General features: G+C 46.8%; 14 protein-coding genes and 1 tRNA gene. All 15 read left to right on the forward strand.

Annotated features, from left to right (window positions below; translation table 11 throughout):
- The first annotated feature begins 32 nt into the window (after positions 1-32).
- The 15 genes from C9J48_RS27955 (at position 33) to fdhD (ending at position 17501) form a co-directional block, all read left to right on the forward strand.
- A tRNA-Sec gene (locus tag C9J48_RS27955) sits at positions 33-124 on the forward strand.
- Between the two features lie 94 nt (positions 125-218).
- Positions 219-1589: an L-seryl-tRNA(Sec) selenium transferase gene (selA, locus tag C9J48_RS17810; protein WP_006232931.1), complete on the forward strand. Its 1371-nt coding sequence runs from the start codon at positions 219-221 to the stop codon at positions 1587-1589.
- A gap of 7 nt (positions 1590-1596) precedes the next feature.
- A complete protein-coding gene (locus tag C9J48_RS17815; protein WP_006232932.1) occupies positions 1597-3447 on the forward strand; it encodes a SelB domain-containing protein in 1851 nt (616 codons plus the stop codon).
- 328 nt (positions 3448-3775) lie between these two features.
- Complete coding sequence (locus C9J48_RS17820; RefSeq protein ID WP_006232933.1) at positions 3776-4390, forward strand: 4Fe-4S dicluster domain-containing protein; 615 nt, start codon at positions 3776-3778, stop codon at positions 4388-4390.
- On the forward strand, positions 4387-6327 hold the full coding sequence (locus tag C9J48_RS17825; protein WP_006232934.1) for a proton-conducting transporter transmembrane domain-containing protein: 1941 nt from the start codon (positions 4387-4389) through the stop codon (positions 6325-6327). Before C9J48_RS17820 ends, C9J48_RS17825 begins: the two co-directional genes overlap by 4 nt.
- Positions 6328-6329: 2 nt before the next feature.
- On the forward strand, positions 6330-7283 hold the full coding sequence (locus tag C9J48_RS17830; protein WP_006232935.1) for a respiratory chain complex I subunit 1 family protein: 954 nt from the start codon (positions 6330-6332) through the stop codon (positions 7281-7283).
- A 9-nt stretch (positions 7284-7292) separates the two neighbouring features.
- Entirely contained in the window at positions 7293-9047 is a 1755-nt protein-coding gene (locus C9J48_RS17835) for a hydrogenase large subunit (RefSeq protein WP_006232936.1), read from the forward strand.
- 11 nt (positions 9048-9058) lie between these two features.
- The gene (locus C9J48_RS17840) at positions 9059-9607 is read left to right on the forward strand and encodes a formate hydrogenlyase complex iron-sulfur subunit (RefSeq protein WP_006232937.1); all 549 of its coding nucleotides are present in this window, start codon (positions 9059-9061) and stop codon (positions 9605-9607) included.
- A complete protein-coding gene (locus C9J48_RS17845) occupies positions 9604-10437 on the forward strand; it encodes an NADH-quinone oxidoreductase subunit B family protein (RefSeq protein WP_006232938.1) in 834 nt (277 codons plus the stop codon). The genes C9J48_RS17840 and C9J48_RS17845 overlap by 4 nt, the downstream gene beginning before the upstream one ends.
- Complete coding sequence (locus C9J48_RS17850; protein ID WP_006232939.1) at positions 10434-10883, forward strand: formate hydrogenlyase maturation HycH family protein; 450 nt, start codon at positions 10434-10436, stop codon at positions 10881-10883. Before C9J48_RS17845 ends, C9J48_RS17850 begins: the two co-directional genes overlap by 4 nt.
- Positions 10884-10909: 26 nt before the next feature.
- On the forward strand, positions 10910-11368 hold the full coding sequence (hycI, locus tag C9J48_RS17855) for a hydrogenase maturation peptidase HycI (RefSeq protein ID WP_036804128.1): 459 nt from the start codon (positions 10910-10912) through the stop codon (positions 11366-11368).
- Between the two features lie 225 nt (positions 11369-11593).
- The gene (locus C9J48_RS17860; protein ID WP_006232941.1) at positions 11594-12142 is read left to right on the forward strand and encodes a 4Fe-4S dicluster domain-containing protein; all 549 of its coding nucleotides are present in this window, start codon (positions 11594-11596) and stop codon (positions 12140-12142) included.
- Positions 12143-12167: 25 nt separating this feature from the next.
- The gene (fdhF, locus tag C9J48_RS17865; protein WP_081450125.1) at positions 12168-14312 is read left to right on the forward strand and encodes a formate dehydrogenase subunit alpha; all 2145 of its coding nucleotides are present in this window, start codon (positions 12168-12170) and stop codon (positions 14310-14312) included.
- A gap of 211 nt (positions 14313-14523) precedes the next feature.
- A complete protein-coding gene (locus C9J48_RS17870) occupies positions 14524-16593 on the forward strand; it encodes a sigma 54-interacting transcriptional regulator (protein ID WP_006232944.1) in 2070 nt (689 codons plus the stop codon).
- An 83-nt stretch (positions 16594-16676) separates the two neighbouring features.
- Positions 16677-17501, forward strand: coding sequence for a formate dehydrogenase accessory sulfurtransferase FdhD (fdhD, locus tag C9J48_RS17875; RefSeq protein ID WP_006232945.1), 825 nt, complete (start codon positions 16677-16679; stop codon positions 17499-17501).
- Positions 17502-17529: the final 28 nt, after the last annotated feature.

Genomic DNA, 17529 nt, shown 5'->3' on the forward strand with positions numbered 1-17529 from the left:
TCACGCCCTTCGCATAGTATGCACGCAGTTTCGGAATGAGATGAGGTCTGGTGGCCTTCTCGGTCTTCAAAACCGATGTGAGCTGAATAGGCTCTGGCAGGTTCAATTCCTGCCTCTTCCGCCATTTCAAGCGCTTAAAATGGCTCCTTCAGTACAAACTATGTTTGAAATAAAAGCATAGTCATTGTTATGTCTGGACCAGTTCAAGGAATGCGCCAATGGCTGTCAACACCGCAATTAATTATCGTCTCCCTCAAGTCGAACAACTTCTGCAATATCCTTCTCTACAGACATACATTTTGGCCTTGAGCCGACCTGTTGTGACTGACATTATTCGCTCTCAGTTTGCCCTTCTTCGCCAGTCTGAGCGATTTCAAGAGCAAGGTGTTGAAGGCGTTGATGTGCTCGCTGTGGTGATAAAAGCCTGTGAGGTTCAGCAGGGTAAGCGCCAAGTGAGAGTGATTAATGCCACCGGCATTGCAGTACATACCAACTTAGGCCGCTCGCCAATTGCAACGGAACTCTGGGATAGCGCACGAGAGGTGAATACAGGCTACAGTAACCTCGAGCTAGAACTTGCTACGGGTAAGCGTGGTGGCCGTAATGGTTTGTTACCCACGTTAGTGAATGCATGGCTGGGTGCTGAAGATTGTGTCATCGTCAACAATAACGCGGCGTCTCTTTATTTGATTTTGCATGCACTGGCCGCAGGCAAAGAAGTAATTGTTTCTCGTGGTGAGCAAATACAGATTGGTGGTGGTTTTCGTATTCCCGATATTCTGGCGTTGTCTGGTTGTAAATTGGTTGAGGTGGGCACCACCAATATCACCACCAGCGATGATTATATCAATGCGCTCACCGATAATACCGCGATGGTATTAATGGTGCACCAGTCGAACTTTTCGATTCAAGGGTTTACCGAGTCACCGGATATTCAGGATGTGGCCAAGCGTTTACCTGAGCATGTTCAGTTGGTGGTTGATCAAGGCTCAGGCTTGTCATCAGAACAATACGCCAATAGCGAAACGTCACTTTCCCGATATTTGCATATGGGGGCTGATCTGGTGTGCTTCTCTGGCGATAAGATCCTCGGTGGCCCACAAGCTGGGATAATTGCTGGGCGTCAGGGTTTAACTCAAGTGTTGTTGAAAAATCCGATGATGCGGGCATTCCGAGCCGGGCGTATTGTTCTGGCGTTGCTGGAAGAGTTACTGGTTAAAAAGCTCAATCAAGAACCTTCAGGTGAAGGTGTTGCACAGCATACTCTTCTGCGTTGCCGACATACCCGTATTTTGGCTGATCGCCTCACAGTAAAATGGTCACCGTATGCTGAGGTCGTTTCGATGGAAATGCAGGTCGGCGGGGGATCTATTCCATCCGAAACCTATGCTTGTTTCGGTCTTGCCTTGTCGCTTCCGGGGAAGGCACAACAACATCTCGATGCCTTTCGGGTAATGCCGACGCCGATTATTGCTTATTTGCATGCTGATCGGTTGATGTTGAATTTGGCGACGCTGCTTGATGATGATCTTCCTCGCTTTGAAGCGCAAATAGAACACTACCTGCAACGTTTCCTGTCAATAGGTTGAATACACGATGATACATACAAAAAATGTGGTGCCTACCTATCAGGCTGTCATTGGGTTAGCAGGCCATGTTGATCATGGAAAGACCGCGTTGATTGAAGCGTTGACAGGCATTGTTACTGCACGGCCTCATGAACAAGTATTGGGGATGACCCAGGACTTGGGTTTCGCGCATTTTCAAGATGATCATGGCAATACGATTGGCGTTATTGATGTGCCAGGACACGAGCGGTATTTGCGCAATATGGTTGCTGGGGTATGGCATCTCAATGCGTTAATTCTGGTGGTGGCAGCCGATGAAGGCTGGATGCCGATGACGACCTCCCATGTTCAGGTTGCTCACGCAATGGGAATTGAAGAGATCATCTTGTGCATAAACAAGCGAGACAAGGTTTCGCCTGAGCGGTTGAGTGAAGTAGAAGAACAAGCGCTGGAAAATGTCATGGAGATGACGGATCTGGTGCCGGAATTGATATCAGTCTCGGCGCTGCAGCAAGATAATATATCTGCGTTACGGCGGTTAGTTATCGAGACGATTACCCGGACATGCAAGGTACCAATGCCTAGCGAACCAGAGTCTGAATCGTCTGTCGGTAGAAATTCACCGTTGCTATATGTTGATCGGGCCTTTGTTGTTAATGGGATCGGCACTGTTGTGACTGGTACCTTGGCACAAGGTTGTTTGCGTATTGGCGATAAGGTGCGCTGCTATCCTCAAGGAAAAGTTGGGACTGTCCGCTCGATTCAGGCTTATCATCAACAGTTGGATTCGGTATCGGGAACTTGCCGGGTTGCAGTCAATGTCAAAGGCCTGACTCGTAAGGATGTCGGGCGGGGCCATCTCCTGACCGGTTGTGAGTTGGTGATCCCATTGACCGAACACTGCATTGTGCGTATCAGTCAAACCAAGACGATACTGCCGGTTAGGCGTCAGCGTGAGGTTGAGGTGGCCATCGGCACATGGCACGGTGTTGCCAAGCTTTGTTATATCCCCGATACACAATTGGCACGGTTAGTTTTTAAGCAGCCGTTACCCCTTCAGTTCGCTCAGCGTGTTGCGATTATTCTCAAAGGAGGAAGTCGCTTGCTGCATGGCGGCGAGGTGGTTTGGTGTGACTTTATTCCATCTGGACGCAAACGACAGATCTATGATGAACTTGACCAACTGCCGGCGGTTTTGGCTCCGGAACTTAAATTCCAGATCTTGCTTAACCTTCAGGGATATTTTGATACCAGTAAGGTCGGGATGATCAAGGAATATCAAGGCCGTTATCTTGCTCCATTCATGTTTCAACCGGAATGGCTGGTAGATATTGAGCATACTCTACTTACCATGCTGGCCGAGAAAGGCGCAATGGGGATCGGCGAGATTGGCAGCCGACTACGGTTGGATGAGGCAGTACTATCGGTGATTGTACAGGCAATAAAGCAACAAGATAAAGTGCATTTAAGCCAAGGTAAGTGGTGTCTTGGTCAGGGTGATAATGAGGACGATCTGCCTGCCGAGGTATTGGCATTGTTAGAGCAAATTCGAGCGTTGGGAAAGACGGGTTTAGAGCTGAATAAGGTATCGGTGGCAGGCGGGAAGAAATGGCTGCGTCAGCTGGCACACTACAAGTATATTACAGCGCTAGATGAAACGATTTATTATGACATGGCCTTGTATCAAGATATCGTCCAAGCGGTGGTTGCGGATCATCAGGCACTGGACCGTATCACAATGAATGATATTAAAACGCGTGCTGGACTAAGCCGAAAATATGCGATTCCACTTGCCAATCGAATGGAAAAAGATGGTTGGGTAAGGCGTGATGGCGACGAGCGGATTATTCTCCGCGCTTGGCAATCGGTACCTGTATAAGTGGAAGAAAGACTGATAAAAAATATCGGTAAAAATGACAGTGTAAAGGGTAGAAGAATAATTGAGAGAAAGGCGGTAGGCACATCGGTGTCTGCCGCCTTTTTTGTTGCGTGGAAGGTACTGGTCAATAAGGGGCTTGGTTGGAGAACCTCTGTCATTCGACACTATTGTCGACATCGACTGTCGATGACAGTTAGTTGTTGACCTTAGGCCTATGACACAAGTGAGTAATGCGCTTAAGTTGTTGATTTTTAGTTTTTAATTGGTATTTCTAATAGATGGCATAGTACTTGCTATTTAAAGGCTTTAGCAATTGACTAGGAACGTCATGAAAAGCTTTGTAATTGCAGATCCTATGAAGTGTATTGGTTGTGGCACCTGCATGGCTGCGTGCTCAACGGTACATAAAAAAGAAGGTCTGCAAAGCCATCCCCGGCTGACGGTGATCAAGCATGAAGATGCAACAGCACCTGTTATGTGTCGCCATTGTGAAGACGCCCCTTGCGCTAAGGTGTGTCCTGTTCAGGCTATCACCAAAGAAGGCGATCGGGTTTTACTGAACGAGACCCTGTGTATCGGTTGTACATTGTGTGCCGTAGCCTGCCCGTTTGGTGCGATTGCCTTTGATGGTAGCCGTCCTGTGGCGATGGCAAATAGCTACGATACGTTTATCCCTTCTACTCCTCGATCCAGTAACCCATCTACCTCGGTGCCCAGTACGTTCGGTCAAGATATTTTGGCTTGGGAACCTGGGGTGAAAAGCATTGCCGTGAAATGTGATTTGTGTGGTTTTCGTGAGGATGGCCCAGCCTGTGTGGAGGTCTGCCCGACTCAAGCGCTGGTCGTGGTTGATGAAGCGAGTATGACCAAAGCACGTCGAGTGAAACGCCAGTGTGCTGCAGAAAGTTCTGCATTAGTTAAATGTGGAGTAGTAACAGAATGAATCCATTAATTTTAGTTCTATTTGCCTTAATTTGTTATGCCATTGCCGCACTAGTCTCGTTGGTGGGACGCAAGCAGGAACAAGAAAGTTTACGCATTGCAGGGGTGATCAGTGCCTTCGGCGGGTTATTTGGTGTGCTTGCCGGTTTAACCACCATTGTTTGTGGTGATGACTTGGCCGATAAGCTTGGTCGTATTGTCAATATGGATATGCTGTCTGCCTTGATGGTGGTGGTGATATCTGTTGTGACCATGGCAGCTTCTGTCTATTCCATTAATTACCTAAAAGAATATTTAGGTAAAGGCGGTTGGAAAATAAATATTCTGTTTAATGTTTTTGCTGCCGCGATGACAGCCTTAGTGGTGTCAGCCAATGTAATGCTCTTTATCGTATTAATGGAGATCATTTCACTGGCTTCTTGGCTGATTGTTATCAGTGACGGTAGCGTGGCAAGCAAGAAAGCGGGCTTACAATATTTTATTGCTGATCATGTCGCCAGCGTGTTGATCATGGCGGCATTTTTGATTTTATCGCTGCAGGCTAATAGTTATAACTTCAGTGCATTTACCCATCACCCTGTTACAGGCACTACCGCATCACTGGTGTTTTTATTGGCTTTGGCCGGTTTTGGTATCAAAGCGGCCGGTATTGGTTTTCATGGTTGGCTGGCAAAAGCGTACCCGATTGCACCATCGTATTGTTCAACTTTGATCTCTTGCGTCATGGTGAAAATCGGTATTTACGGCATTCTAAAGGTTGGTGTGTTATTTCTGGGGGCAACCCAATTATGGTGGGGCTTTCTGGTACTGATTTTTGGGGCTTTATCGTCTGTTCTTGGGGTGATGTATGCCCTCGCTGAGCATGATATTAAACGGTTATTGGCTTATCACACGATTGAGAATATTGGCATCATTTTAATTGGTGTCGGGGTGAGCATGATTGGTATTGCCTCTCATCATCCGACGTTGGCATTACTGGGTTTATTGGGTGCCTTGTATCATCTATTGAACCATGCCGTATTTAAAGGTCTGTTGTGTCTAGGCTCCGGTTCGATTGTCTATCGGATGCACACCAAAGATATGGATAAGATGGGTGGCTTGGGCAAAACCATGTCAAAAACCGCTATTACATTCTTAATTGGCACCTTGGCCATTTGTGCGTTGCCGCCACTTAACGGATTTGTCTCTGAATGGTTTATCTACCAGTCGTTATTTAGCCTCGGAAAAACCGGTAGCGTTGTGAATATGCTAGCTGGGCCTTTTGGCATGGTGATGCTGGCACTAACCGGTGCATTGGCTTGTATGTGTTTCGTTAAGGTTTACGGCATCTGTTTTGCCGGCGCACCCAAAACGGAGCAAGCCGCGACAACCCGTGAAGTGGGGCCAGCCATGATCACCGCAACATCGGCTCTTGCTGTGTTGTGTGCTGTCTTAGGGATCGGTTCGCCATGGATTGCGCCTTATTTCTCCGCGATAGCGTCTTCAATTTTGCATATCGCGCCAGTCTCAGTCGCGAATGGTATGGCGGTTTATCCTGTCGCTGCCGATCAGGCGATTCTGTCTACTCCTGTTATTGCCATCGCACTGGTCTTGCTGACTTTGGTACCTGCGACTTTGCTATATGCCTTTCGTCAACGTCGCTTGGCTCGTCGTCAGCAAGGTGACCCTTGGGCCTGTGGCTATCAATATGAACACCGTATGACCGTTTCTGCAGCAGGTGTTACGCGTCCAATGCGCCATATGTTTGGTTTTATTTATAACAATCGTCCTCAACATTCGTTGATTGAACGCTACGTTTTGCCGCGTCTTTGTCTTACCACTGATGGCAGCCAAAGCGCAGAAGATAACGGCCTTGATAGCCGTAAGGTATATTTCTTGTGTAGCACTGTTGCGTTATTTGTCGTGTTGTTCTTTCCCTTCATGTCAGGAGTGAGTTGATCATGTCTCCACTTGAAATGCCAACTGCCGGCTGGATTGTATTAGCCGTCGTACAAGCCATGCTCATGTTAGCGCTCGCGCCATTAGCCACTGGATTTTCGCGGGTCATTCGCGCCAAAATTCACTCGCGTAAAGGGCCGGGGGTTTTGCAGGATTACCGTGATATCGGCAAATTACTCCGTCGACAGTCTGTGGCTCCCTCCAATGCAGGATTTATATTTTGGATCATGCCGTGGGTGTTAATTGTCACCATGCTACTGATTGGCATGGCACTGCCAACCATGACTCAGGTATCCCCATTCCCTATTTCAGGCGACATTATTACCGATATCTATTTACTGGCCATTTTCCGTTTCTTCTTCGCGCTAGCGGGTATTGATTCCAACAGCATGTTTGGTGGATTGGGCAGTAGCCGAGAGCTCACCCTCGGTATTTTGGTTGAACCTATTTTGATCCTGTCAATTGTGGTGGTGGCACTGGCTATCGGAACAACGGACTTGGGGTATATCAGTCATGCGATGGCAACGACCCAATGGCAGCAACCGTTAACGATTATCTTGGCTGGCGCTGTTTGTGCGTTTGCGCTGTTTATAGAAATGGGCAAATTGCCGTTTGATAGTGCAGAAGCCGAGCAGGAGCTGCAAGAAGGACCGGTGACTGAATACTCTGGTGCCAGTCTGGCGATGGTAAAGCTGGGCCTTGGTCTTAAACAGCTTGTTGTTGCTCAGCTATTTTTGGCTATTTTTATTCCTTGGGGAAAAGCTGCGAGCTTGAGTACTGAAGGGTTGTTTGCTGCCTTCGTCATTTTGTTCATTAAATTACTGGTGGTGTTCTTGATTGCCGGTATTGCCGAAAACACCATGGCGCGTTTTCGTTTTATGAAAATTCATCGTGCAATTTTTCCTGCTTTTCTAGTGGCCGTATTGGCGCTGGTCTTTTTAATTTTTGGTTGGTAAGTAATGATAATGACAAACAATACAGTTGAGGAATATAGCACCAAGCCGCAACAAGGTCGGATTGGTAAACAGTATGTCGATGGGGTAAATCATTTCTTTCCGTCAGCCATTATTGATGAAGAGTGGCAGACCGAAAATCAAGTGACGATTACAGTAAAAATGACGGCACTGGTCGAGGTGATGAAATGGCTTTATTACGATCAGGGCGGCTGGCTAGCGGTGACCTTCGGTAACGATGAGCGTAGCCTTAATGGACACTTCGCGGTTTATCATTCGCTTTCTATGGAAGGTGAGGTGAAGAGTTGGGTCACAGTCAAAATCTTGGTTGACGCTGACAGTCAGGAATTTATTTCCGTGACGCCGACGATCCCTGCTGCCGTGTGGGGCGAGCGTGAAGTGCGCGACATGTACGGTTTACGTCCGGTGGGGCTGCCAGATGAGCGTCGTTTGGTCTTGCCTGATGACTGGCCTGAGGATCTTCATCCACTTCGTAAGGATGCGATGGATTATCGTCAGCGTCCGCAACCAACGTCAGAAACTGAAACCTACCAATTTGACAATCAGCTAGGTAATGACAGTAACCGTATTGTACCGGTAGGCCCACTGCATATTACGTCTGATGAACCGGGACATTTTCGTTTATTTGTTGATGGCGAAGACATTGTTGATGCCGATTACCGCATGTTTTATGTTCATCGCGGAATGGAAAAACTGGCAGAGACTCGAATGGGTTACCAAGAAGTGGCCCAACTCACCGATCGGGTCTGCGGTATTTGTGGCTTCACACACAGTGTTGGTTACAGCAATACGATTGAGAATGCCTTGTCGGTGGATGTCCCGTTTCGCGCCAAGATGATCCGAACGGTATTGCTTGAAGTGGAACGTCTGCATAGCCACTTGCTCAATATTGGTCTATCGAGCCACTTTGTCGGTTTTGATTCGGGCTTTATGCAGTTTTTCCGTATCCGTGAAAAAACCATGGAGCTGGCCGAATTGCTGACTGGTGCCCGCAAGACTTACGGAATGAACCTCATTGGCGGTGTTCGTCGTGACTTCTTAAAAGAGCAGCGCCTAAAAGGTATCGCGTTAGTACGTGAAGTACGTAAAACCTTCTCTGAATTAGTCGATGTACTGCTTGCCACCCCCAATATTGAGAGCCGTATTGCTGGGGTTGGTATTCTTGCCAAAGATATCGCCCGTGACTTCAGTCCTGTCGGTCCGCTTATTCGCGCCAGTGGGTTTAAGCGTGATGCGCGTATTGTTCACGGTCAGTCGCTGGAGTCTTACGGTGATGTCCCCTTTGAACTGCAGAGCATGGAAAACGGTGATGTTCAATCGCGCGTGATGGTACGGATAGGTGAAGTCTTTGACTCATTAAATATTGTTGAATATGGCCTTGATCACCTGCCTGCGGGAGCGATCTTGACCGAAGGGTTTGATTACGTGCCAAACAAGTTTGCGCTCGGTTTTACTGAAGCACCGCGTGGCGAGAATGTTCACTGGAGTATGACGGGGGATAACCAAAAACTCTTCCGCTGGCGTTGCCGTGCTGCAACCTACGCTAACTGGCCAACGTTACGCTATATGCTACGTGGTAATACCGTGGCCGATGCACCGTTGATCATCGGTAGTCTTGATCCGTGCTATTCGTGTACCGACCGCGTCACCATTGTTGATACCAAGAAAAAGCGCAGTAAAACCATTCCGTATAAAGCGATTGAGCAATACAGCATTAACCGCAAACACTCACCATTCAAGCTGTAGCAGGAGGCCATGTGTTTAAGCTATTAAAAACGGTAATTAAAACCGGTGAGGCAACAACGAAGTATCCGTTTGCCCCGCTTGAAATCAGTGGCGATTTTCGCGGCAAGCCAGAGTTGGATGCCAACCAGTGTTTGTCTTGTGGTGCCTGTACCCGTGCCTGTCCTGCTAATGCCTTGATCATGGAAACGGACGTGAAAGCCGGCACTCGCCGGTGGGAGCTGTCAATGGCGCGGTGTATTTACTGCGGTCGTTGTGAAGAAGTCTGCCCGACGAAGGCGATTACCTTGTCGCAGAATTTTGAGTTGGCGGTAACGCGTAAAGAAGATCTATATGAAGACGCCGTGTTTAGTCTTGCCGACTGTGGTCAATGCGGACGCCCGTTTGTCGCCCAAAAATTACTCGAGTATGTGTTAGACACCTTGGCACAAAGTGGGGGCACGGAGGAGCAATTGAAGCTGCGTCGCCAACAGTTGGAAACGTGTCCTGAATGCCGTCGCCGCAATAATATGCTCGACAGCGAAAATATCAGTCACCTACGCTATCTTGAGGAGGAATTGTGAAAGGTATTAAACAGCTTGTCGGGACTGCCCATACTCAAACAGTGCCCGTTGCTCTAGCACCAAACAGCCAGCAGCTGAAAGATGCACTGATCAAGCAAATTCGCCGTTCGGCTTACGTTTACCGTGTCGATTGTGGTGGCTGTAATGGTTGTGAAATTGAAATTTTTGCGGCAACAACGCCCGTTTTTGATACTGAACGCTTTGGTATCAAGGTTGTTGCTTCCCCGCGTCATGCCGATATCCTCCTGTTCACGGGAGCCGTTACCCGTGCGATGCGTGCGCCGGCTCTTCGTGCCTATGAGGCAGCACCGGATCCTAAAATTGTGGTGTCTTACGGGGCGTGCGGTTGCGATGGCGGTATCTTTCACGATTTGTATTGTGTATGGGGCGGAACCGATAAAATTGTTCCGGTCGATGTTTATATTCCGGGCTGTCCACCAACCCCCGCGGCAACCATTTACGGTTTTGCTGTGGCACTTGGCCTACTGGATCAAAAGCTACACGCCAAAACCCATCAGCCCGAAGAGCAGAAAGCAAGCCTGAAACATACCGCTATTCCGTTGGATATTAAGGTGATGATTGAGCGCCAAGCCCGTCTTTTGGCGGGCTACGTGCAAGGTCAGCGTATTGCTGATGACGTCATGGATGTGCTGGCAACCTGCAGTGCAGATAATGTCGATAGCAAGATAGCGGCTTATTTAACTGAAAAAGACGATCCGCGTTTAACGGAGATCGTCAATATCCTATTGAGTCAAACCATGGAAGCATTGACGGGGCAGGGTGGTTGTTCGAAAAGCACAGAGACTAAAGCATGTGAGGTAATGGCATGAGTGAGGTAATGGCTGAGCTGGCACAGTCACGGCATATCAAGGGGCATGTTTACTTCTATAGCCTGAGCCGTAAGTTTGTCGATGAAAACTATGATGTGCCAGAAGAAGCCAAACAGATCATGTATTACAGCTTGGCTATTGGTCACCACCTTGGGGTGGTGGACTGTTTAAATGCTGTGCTGGAATGCAGTGGCGAAGAATATCTGGCATGGATAAAGGGGCTGCCTGAAGACAGTGAAGCATTCCGGAAAATGCAGGGGTTCTTAGGGTTTGGTGAAATTACTATTTATCCGGAGCACCTTAATATGCTGGCCTGTGCTTTTGATGCCATTTCACCAGACGAACAGACAGCAACGTCAGTACGTCTAACGAAGGGGTTTATCCGTGCTCTGACGGCGATTTACCATGAGCCGAGTATGTACATGATGATCCGGGGGGGCCAGTGAATAAAGCAACAATCAGTAAAGAAACGATGAGCAAGCAGATCGTATTGACCGTGGGTAACAGCATGATGGGGGATGATGGTGCTGGACCGTTGTTGGCCGAGAAATTAAAAGAGAAGCCAGTATTTGGTTGGGCGGTGATGGAAGGCGGGGCAATGCCCGAAGATTGTTTGCACTTGATACGCGCGGCAATGCCAGAGCGTGTGGTCGTGGTGGATGCTGCAGATATCGGCGAAACAGCAGGGACGGTACGGATTATCGACCCGGATACTATTGCTGATATGTTTATGGTATCGACCCACAGCTTGCCATTGAGTTTTTTGATCGACGAGCTAAAAACCTTTGTTCCCGAGGTGGTGTTTGTCGGTATTCAGCCAGCCATTGTTGCCTTTTCGTTTCCGCTGACAGAGATGGTTGAAGAGGCGGTGGCTGCTATTTATACCAAGCTGTCGAACTGGCAGGGCGCTGATAGTTTCGAACATTGCTGACGAAGTGTGTCGATAACCTTCGACATTTTTGACGAAAGCTGTCGACATTGTGTGTCGACAATCATGAAAAGCTCAGCATATGCTGAGCTTTTTTTATTTAAACATTACTATTCAAATGGTTATGGTTTTTATTTGAGTTTTTAAATTGTTGGCACACTACCTGCTTTATAGGGGGCGAGGTCACAGTTTTGGCTTCAATGTATCGATTTCAACAAGGGATACACCATGAACCGATTTGTATTTGCAGATCCAAATTTGTGTATTGGTTGTCGAACCTGTGAAGTAGCGTGCGTGATTTCTCATCAAGCAGACAGCTCGCTTGCCGCTTTGGATCCGTCTGAATTTTCACCGCGATTGACGTTGGTGAAGAATGCGCAAGTGACGACACCGATAATGTGTCGCCAGTGTGATGATGCTCCGTGTGCTCAGGTTTGCCCCAATAATGCAATTGTCCTTGAGGATGGCCATGTCAAAGTGGTGCAGTCTCGCTGTATCGGTTGTAAAACCTGCGTCATTGCTTGCCCATACGGGGCGATGAATGTCGTGACTAAAATGGTTGAAGACACCAAAGGGTCTGCGTTGTTTAAGCGTCAGGTGCCTGAATCTCAGGCATTGAAATGCGATTTGTGTAGCCACCGTGAAGAAGGACCTGCCTGCGTGCAAGTTTGTCCGACGGGGGCAATACAGATCATTGAGCCCAGCACCCTGAATAAAACCAACAAACAGAAACGTGAAGCAGCTGCTTTGAGTGCTGTTGTAGTTCCTTCTCTTTGATAAATAGATGATTTAATAGGCTGATATGAAAAAATCAATTGTTGTTTGTCCCTACTGTGGAACAGGGTGCAAACTGAAGTTGGTGGTCGAAAATGACAAAGTGGTTGGTGCCGAGCCTGCTGACGGCCGTACCAACGAAGGTCAACTTTGCTTGAAAGGCTACTATGGTTGGGATTTTCTTAATGATACCAACTTACTGACACCGCGACTCAAGCAACCCATGATTCGCCGTACTCGAGGTGCCGATCTGGAAGCGGTATCGTGGGATGAAGCTCTGGATTTTGCCAGTGAGAAGCTTCTCGCCATCAAGGATAAATTTGGTCCTGATGCGATCATGACAACAGGCTCTGCCCGTGGTCCGGGCAATGAAGCTAACTATGTTATGCAAAAATTGGCAAGGGCGGTCATCGGAACCAACAATGTCGATCACTGCGCTAGGGTGTGACACGCACCATCAGTCTCCGGTCTGGAGACAACAGTAGGTAATGGTGCAATGAGCAACGCCATTCCCGAAATTCAAGATACAAAATGTTTGCTTATTTTCGGTTATAACGCGGCTGATTCTCATCCGGTTGTAGCAAGACACATTCTTAAAGCTCGTGCCAAAGGTGCGAAAATTATTGTGTGCGACCCGCGTAAAACTGAATCAGCCCGCGTGGCAGATCAATGGTTGCAGCAGAAAAATGGTTCGAATATGGCACTGGTTAATGCCTTAGCCAATGTCATGATTACAGAGAACCTATACGATAAATCCTATGTTCAAAAACATACTGAAGGTTTTGACGACTTCCGTAAACTGGTGGCGAACTATACACCAGAATCGGTTGAAACGATCACAGGCTTGAGTGCTGCAGAAGTTCGTCAGGCTGCACGTACCTATGCCGCCGCACCAGAAGCCATGATCCTATGGGGAATGGGCGTGACGCAATACGGTCAGGCTGTTGATGTAGTACGTGGCTTGGCTTCGTTGGCCTTGATGACGGGGAATTTTGGCCGTCGTGGCGTGGGCTGTGGCCCTGTTCGTGGTCAGAATAATGTGCAGGGCACCTGTGACATGGGGATGCTGCCACACCAGTTCCCAGGTTACCAAGACGTTACGGATGACAGCCTTCGAGAAAAGTTCGAAAATGCTTGGGGCGTTAGCCTATCTGGCAAACCGGGTTACCGTTTGACTGAAATTGGCCATAAAGTCGATGAAGGGATCTGTAAGGCATTCTATGTCTTTGGTGAGGATCCAGCTCAAACCGAAGCTGATTTGTCTGCATTGCGAAAAACGATGGGCAAGATGGAGCTCGTCATTGTTCAGGACATCTTCATGACGCAGACTGCTGAAATGGCAGATGTCATCTTCCCAGCAACCAGCTGGGGCGAGCATGAGGGGGTTTATAGCAGTGCCGACCGCGGTTTCCAACGTTTCTACAAAGCCGTGACACCACCGCCGAACGTTAAACCTGATTGGGAAATCTTCAGTTTATTGGCCACCCGTATGGGTTATCCGATGTCCTATAGCAATACTGAGGAAATCTGGGATGAGATGCGCGTCCTATGTCCGCTGTATACCGGTGCGACTTATGAAAAAATGGCAGGATTGAAGTCGGTGCAATGGCCTTGTCCGACAGAAGATCACCCAGGGACGTCATTCTTGTTCGAAGGGAATAAGTTCACCATGCCGTCGGGCAAGGGCAAGCTAATTGCTGCTGAGTGGCGTCCACCGCATGAGCAACCCGATCACCAATACCCGTTGGTATTGTCAACGGTTCGCGAAGTGGGTCATTACTCGTGTCGTTCTATGACAGGTAACTGTGCTGCATTGCAGACATTAGCCGATGAACCGGGCTATGTACAAATGCACCCAGATGATGCACGGGCTTTGGGTATCGACGATCAGCAATTAGTTTGGGTGTCATCCCGTCGCGGTAAGGTCATTACCCGCGCTAATTGTAATGACCGTATTAACCTTGGTGTGGTGTATATGACCTACCAGTGGTGGATAGGAGCCTGTAATGAACTCACTATCGAGCATGTGGATCCTATTTCCAGTACGCCTGAATTCAAATATTGCGCGGTGAAAGTCGAGCAGATAGAGGATCAGGCATGGGCCGAAAATTATGTACAGACTGAGTACAGTAATTTGAAAGCCCGCTTGAAAAATCATGTCGTGAATGCGTAATGATTAGTGTGTTTCCTTGGTATTGATTTACCAAGGAAACCACCTTTTTTGAGTGGAAATGTATAAAGATACTTAAATATCAGATAGTTGTGCTTTGTTCTTGTTGATGCAGATCAATGCCTATCTTGATAGATAGCTCAGAATTGTATGATAAATAAAACTGGTCGGTATTTGCCTGCCATTTGAATGAACAGTACGAGATGACCGAACCATGGAACATTTTGAAAGTGATTTGATGAATTTATCGAAAGCCTTGCTATCGAGTAATGATATTTCAGGTTTGATGACGTTTCTAAATAGTGACGACCTATCGTTTATTCAGGTAGAGCGTGTCAATATTATTCTGAAAAATGATCATGATGCATCGCCTATGTTATATTTCTTTGACCAGGAAAAAGATCTTCAGTGTTACCAATATAATCAGAATAGTCTTTTATTGCATAGTATTGTTAATGATGGTTGTACTCATCAAATACAAGGCGAAGCATTATATTTCAGTTATCCTCAGCTAATTGATCATCCTGCTTATAATAATGTGGATAACTATTGTAAAGTGCCGTTAATTTCTGCCTGCAAGCAACTTGGTTCGATAGAGTTTATTAATGTCGAGCTAAAAGATGATAGTTATTCAGAAAAGCAATTCAAACTGTTCACTAATATGATTACCTCCATGGTTGAACATATTATTGAACATGAATTGGCGTCTAATATTGCGCAGCAGATAAGTGATGAGCGTAATAACTTTCAAATGTTAGTTGATGTCACGAATGCAGTGATAAGCCGTAGTACAAAAAAAGAATTAATTACATCATTGTTGAAGTTTTTATATCAACATTTCTCTATGAGTGACTTATCAATTATTCAGACCCATGACGGCCATTACGGGCAACACTCTTGTAGTTATAGTCACGGAAAAATTGATTATCGCTGTCACTTTTTTTCCAATGATGACGTGATTAAAGATGCGGTGGAAAAGAATAAACCCGTAGTCCTGAGTGCTAAGACAATACAGCAGCTGAGTCTCGATAGTAATGTGCCTTTTTTCCCTCTAGCGGTAAAGAGTGCATGCGTTGTACCGATGGTTTTTCGTAACAGTACAATCGGTTATATCTGCTATATGCAGCGTGAAGATAAACCTTATCCACCTCAGGACGTCGAATTGTTCTTGCAGATAGCGGCTCGGGTTGCCTTGGCGATGCATAGTTTGAAGGTTCATGAGGCGATTTCGAAAACCATTCCGACAACTGACTATATCAATATCGAAGAAAGCTATATGGATCATGCTATTTTCGATGACATCATCAGTCAGAGTGAGGTGATGAACAAGGTACTGGATCAAGTCGCGATGGTTGCTGACTGTGATAGTACGGTATTGGTTTTAGGAGAGTCTGGAACAGGTAAGGAGCTTATTGCGCAGGCGATTCATAAGCTTAGCCGACGTAGCAATACTCGAATGGTCAAAATGAACTGTGCAGCAGTCCCTGCCGGTTTGTTTGAAAGCGAACTATTTGGCCATGAACGAGGGGCCTTTACCGGGGCGATAAGCCAACGGGTAGGGCGATTTGAGCAAGCTCATAAAGGGACGCTTTTTCTCGATGAAATTGGTGATATGCCACTCGAGTTGCAACCGAAGCTCTTACGGGCACTGCAGGAAAGTGAGATTGAACGTGTTGGTAAGAACCAGTTGATATCGGTTGATGTACGAATCGTGGTCGCAACCAATGCCAACCTTTTATCGATGGTGGAATCTAAAGCTTTCAGAGGGGATCTGTATTATCGACTGAATGTTTTCCCGATCAAGATCCCTCCTTTACGTGAGCGTCCTGAAGATATCCCGTTGTTAGTTAAACATTTCACGCGGGTTATCTCAAAAAAAATGGGTAAAGATATTACTGCGATTGCTGCTGAAACATTGGATACATTGTCTAATTTTCCATGGCCGGGAAATGTACGTGAACTTCGTAATTTTATTGAGCGTTCGGTGATTTTAACGAGAGGTCATGTACTGAGTGCGCCTATCGATGAACTAGTTACGGCCAGTTCGGTGAATAGCCAAAATAATATAATCAATTCTAAACCCATATTGGCAGCGACCGAAAATATATTTGATCGTAATGCGGTTATTTCGGCATTGCGAGAGAGTAACGGAATAATTGCCGGTCCTAGAGGAGCGGCAGTTAAATTAAATGTAAAGCGAACGACCTTATTATCGAGAATGCAAAAGATGGGTATTAAAAGTCATGACTATTTGGCTGAAATAAACAAAAGTCATTCAGAGTAAATGATGACTATTGCTTCTGGTTAGTACCGTTATTTATTTTTAAAGCCAGCCTTGGTTGTAAATAATATTAGTTGAGTTTAAGTATGAGCGAATTACTTTCATTTTCGGCGTTCACTAACGCCAGTGAATTGCCTATTGTCCGTTTTCGAAAAGGAAAACAGAGTTGGCATGACATGGATTATATAATTGAAGAAATGCCGGTAGCGATAACATTTAATGGTGTCGCATATACGGTAATGATGTGTACCCCCAATGATTTGGAGGATTTCGTCATTGGCTTTTCATTGTCCGAAGGCATTATTCAACATCACCGTGATATCCATAATATTAATATTTCCTCGGGCGAAAACGGTATTACCGTGGATGTCAGTGTGGCTAACCGTTGTTTGTTTAACTTGAAACAAAAACGTCGTTCGTTGGCGGGAATGACAGGTTGCGGTATTTGCGGTGAAGAGAAGTTGGAATCGGTGTGTCGTTCCCTGACACCGCTGGCCACCAATACCCAGTTTGATATTTGCTTCCTTGACGGAGCATTGAATCAGCTGTTGCTGAAGCAACAGTTGAATCAGCTGACGGGATCGGCACATGCGGCGGTCTATCTCGATAATAACGGGCAGATTTTGGCGATTTTCGAAGATGTCGGACGGCATATCGCACTCGACAAGTTAGTGGGGTATATCCACCGTCATCACTTTGAAGGTGGGGCGGTATTAGTAACCAGCCGAGCTAGTTTTGAAATGGTGCAAAAAGTGGGTGCCGCAGGCGTTGAAATCCTTTTTGCTATTTCGTCTGCAACCAAGATGGCAGTTGAGTTGGCTGAGAAACTCAATGTGACTTTGCTGGGCTATTGTCGCCCAGGGCGCGCCGATGTCTATGCCCACCCCGAACGTATTTTCGGTGTTATTTAACGTTATTTTCTCAATTGATTAAGGAAGA

The sequence above is a fragment of the Photobacterium profundum genome, assembly GCF_003026285.1.
Classification (GTDB): Bacteria; Pseudomonadota; Gammaproteobacteria; order Enterobacterales; family Vibrionaceae; genus Photobacterium; species Photobacterium profundum.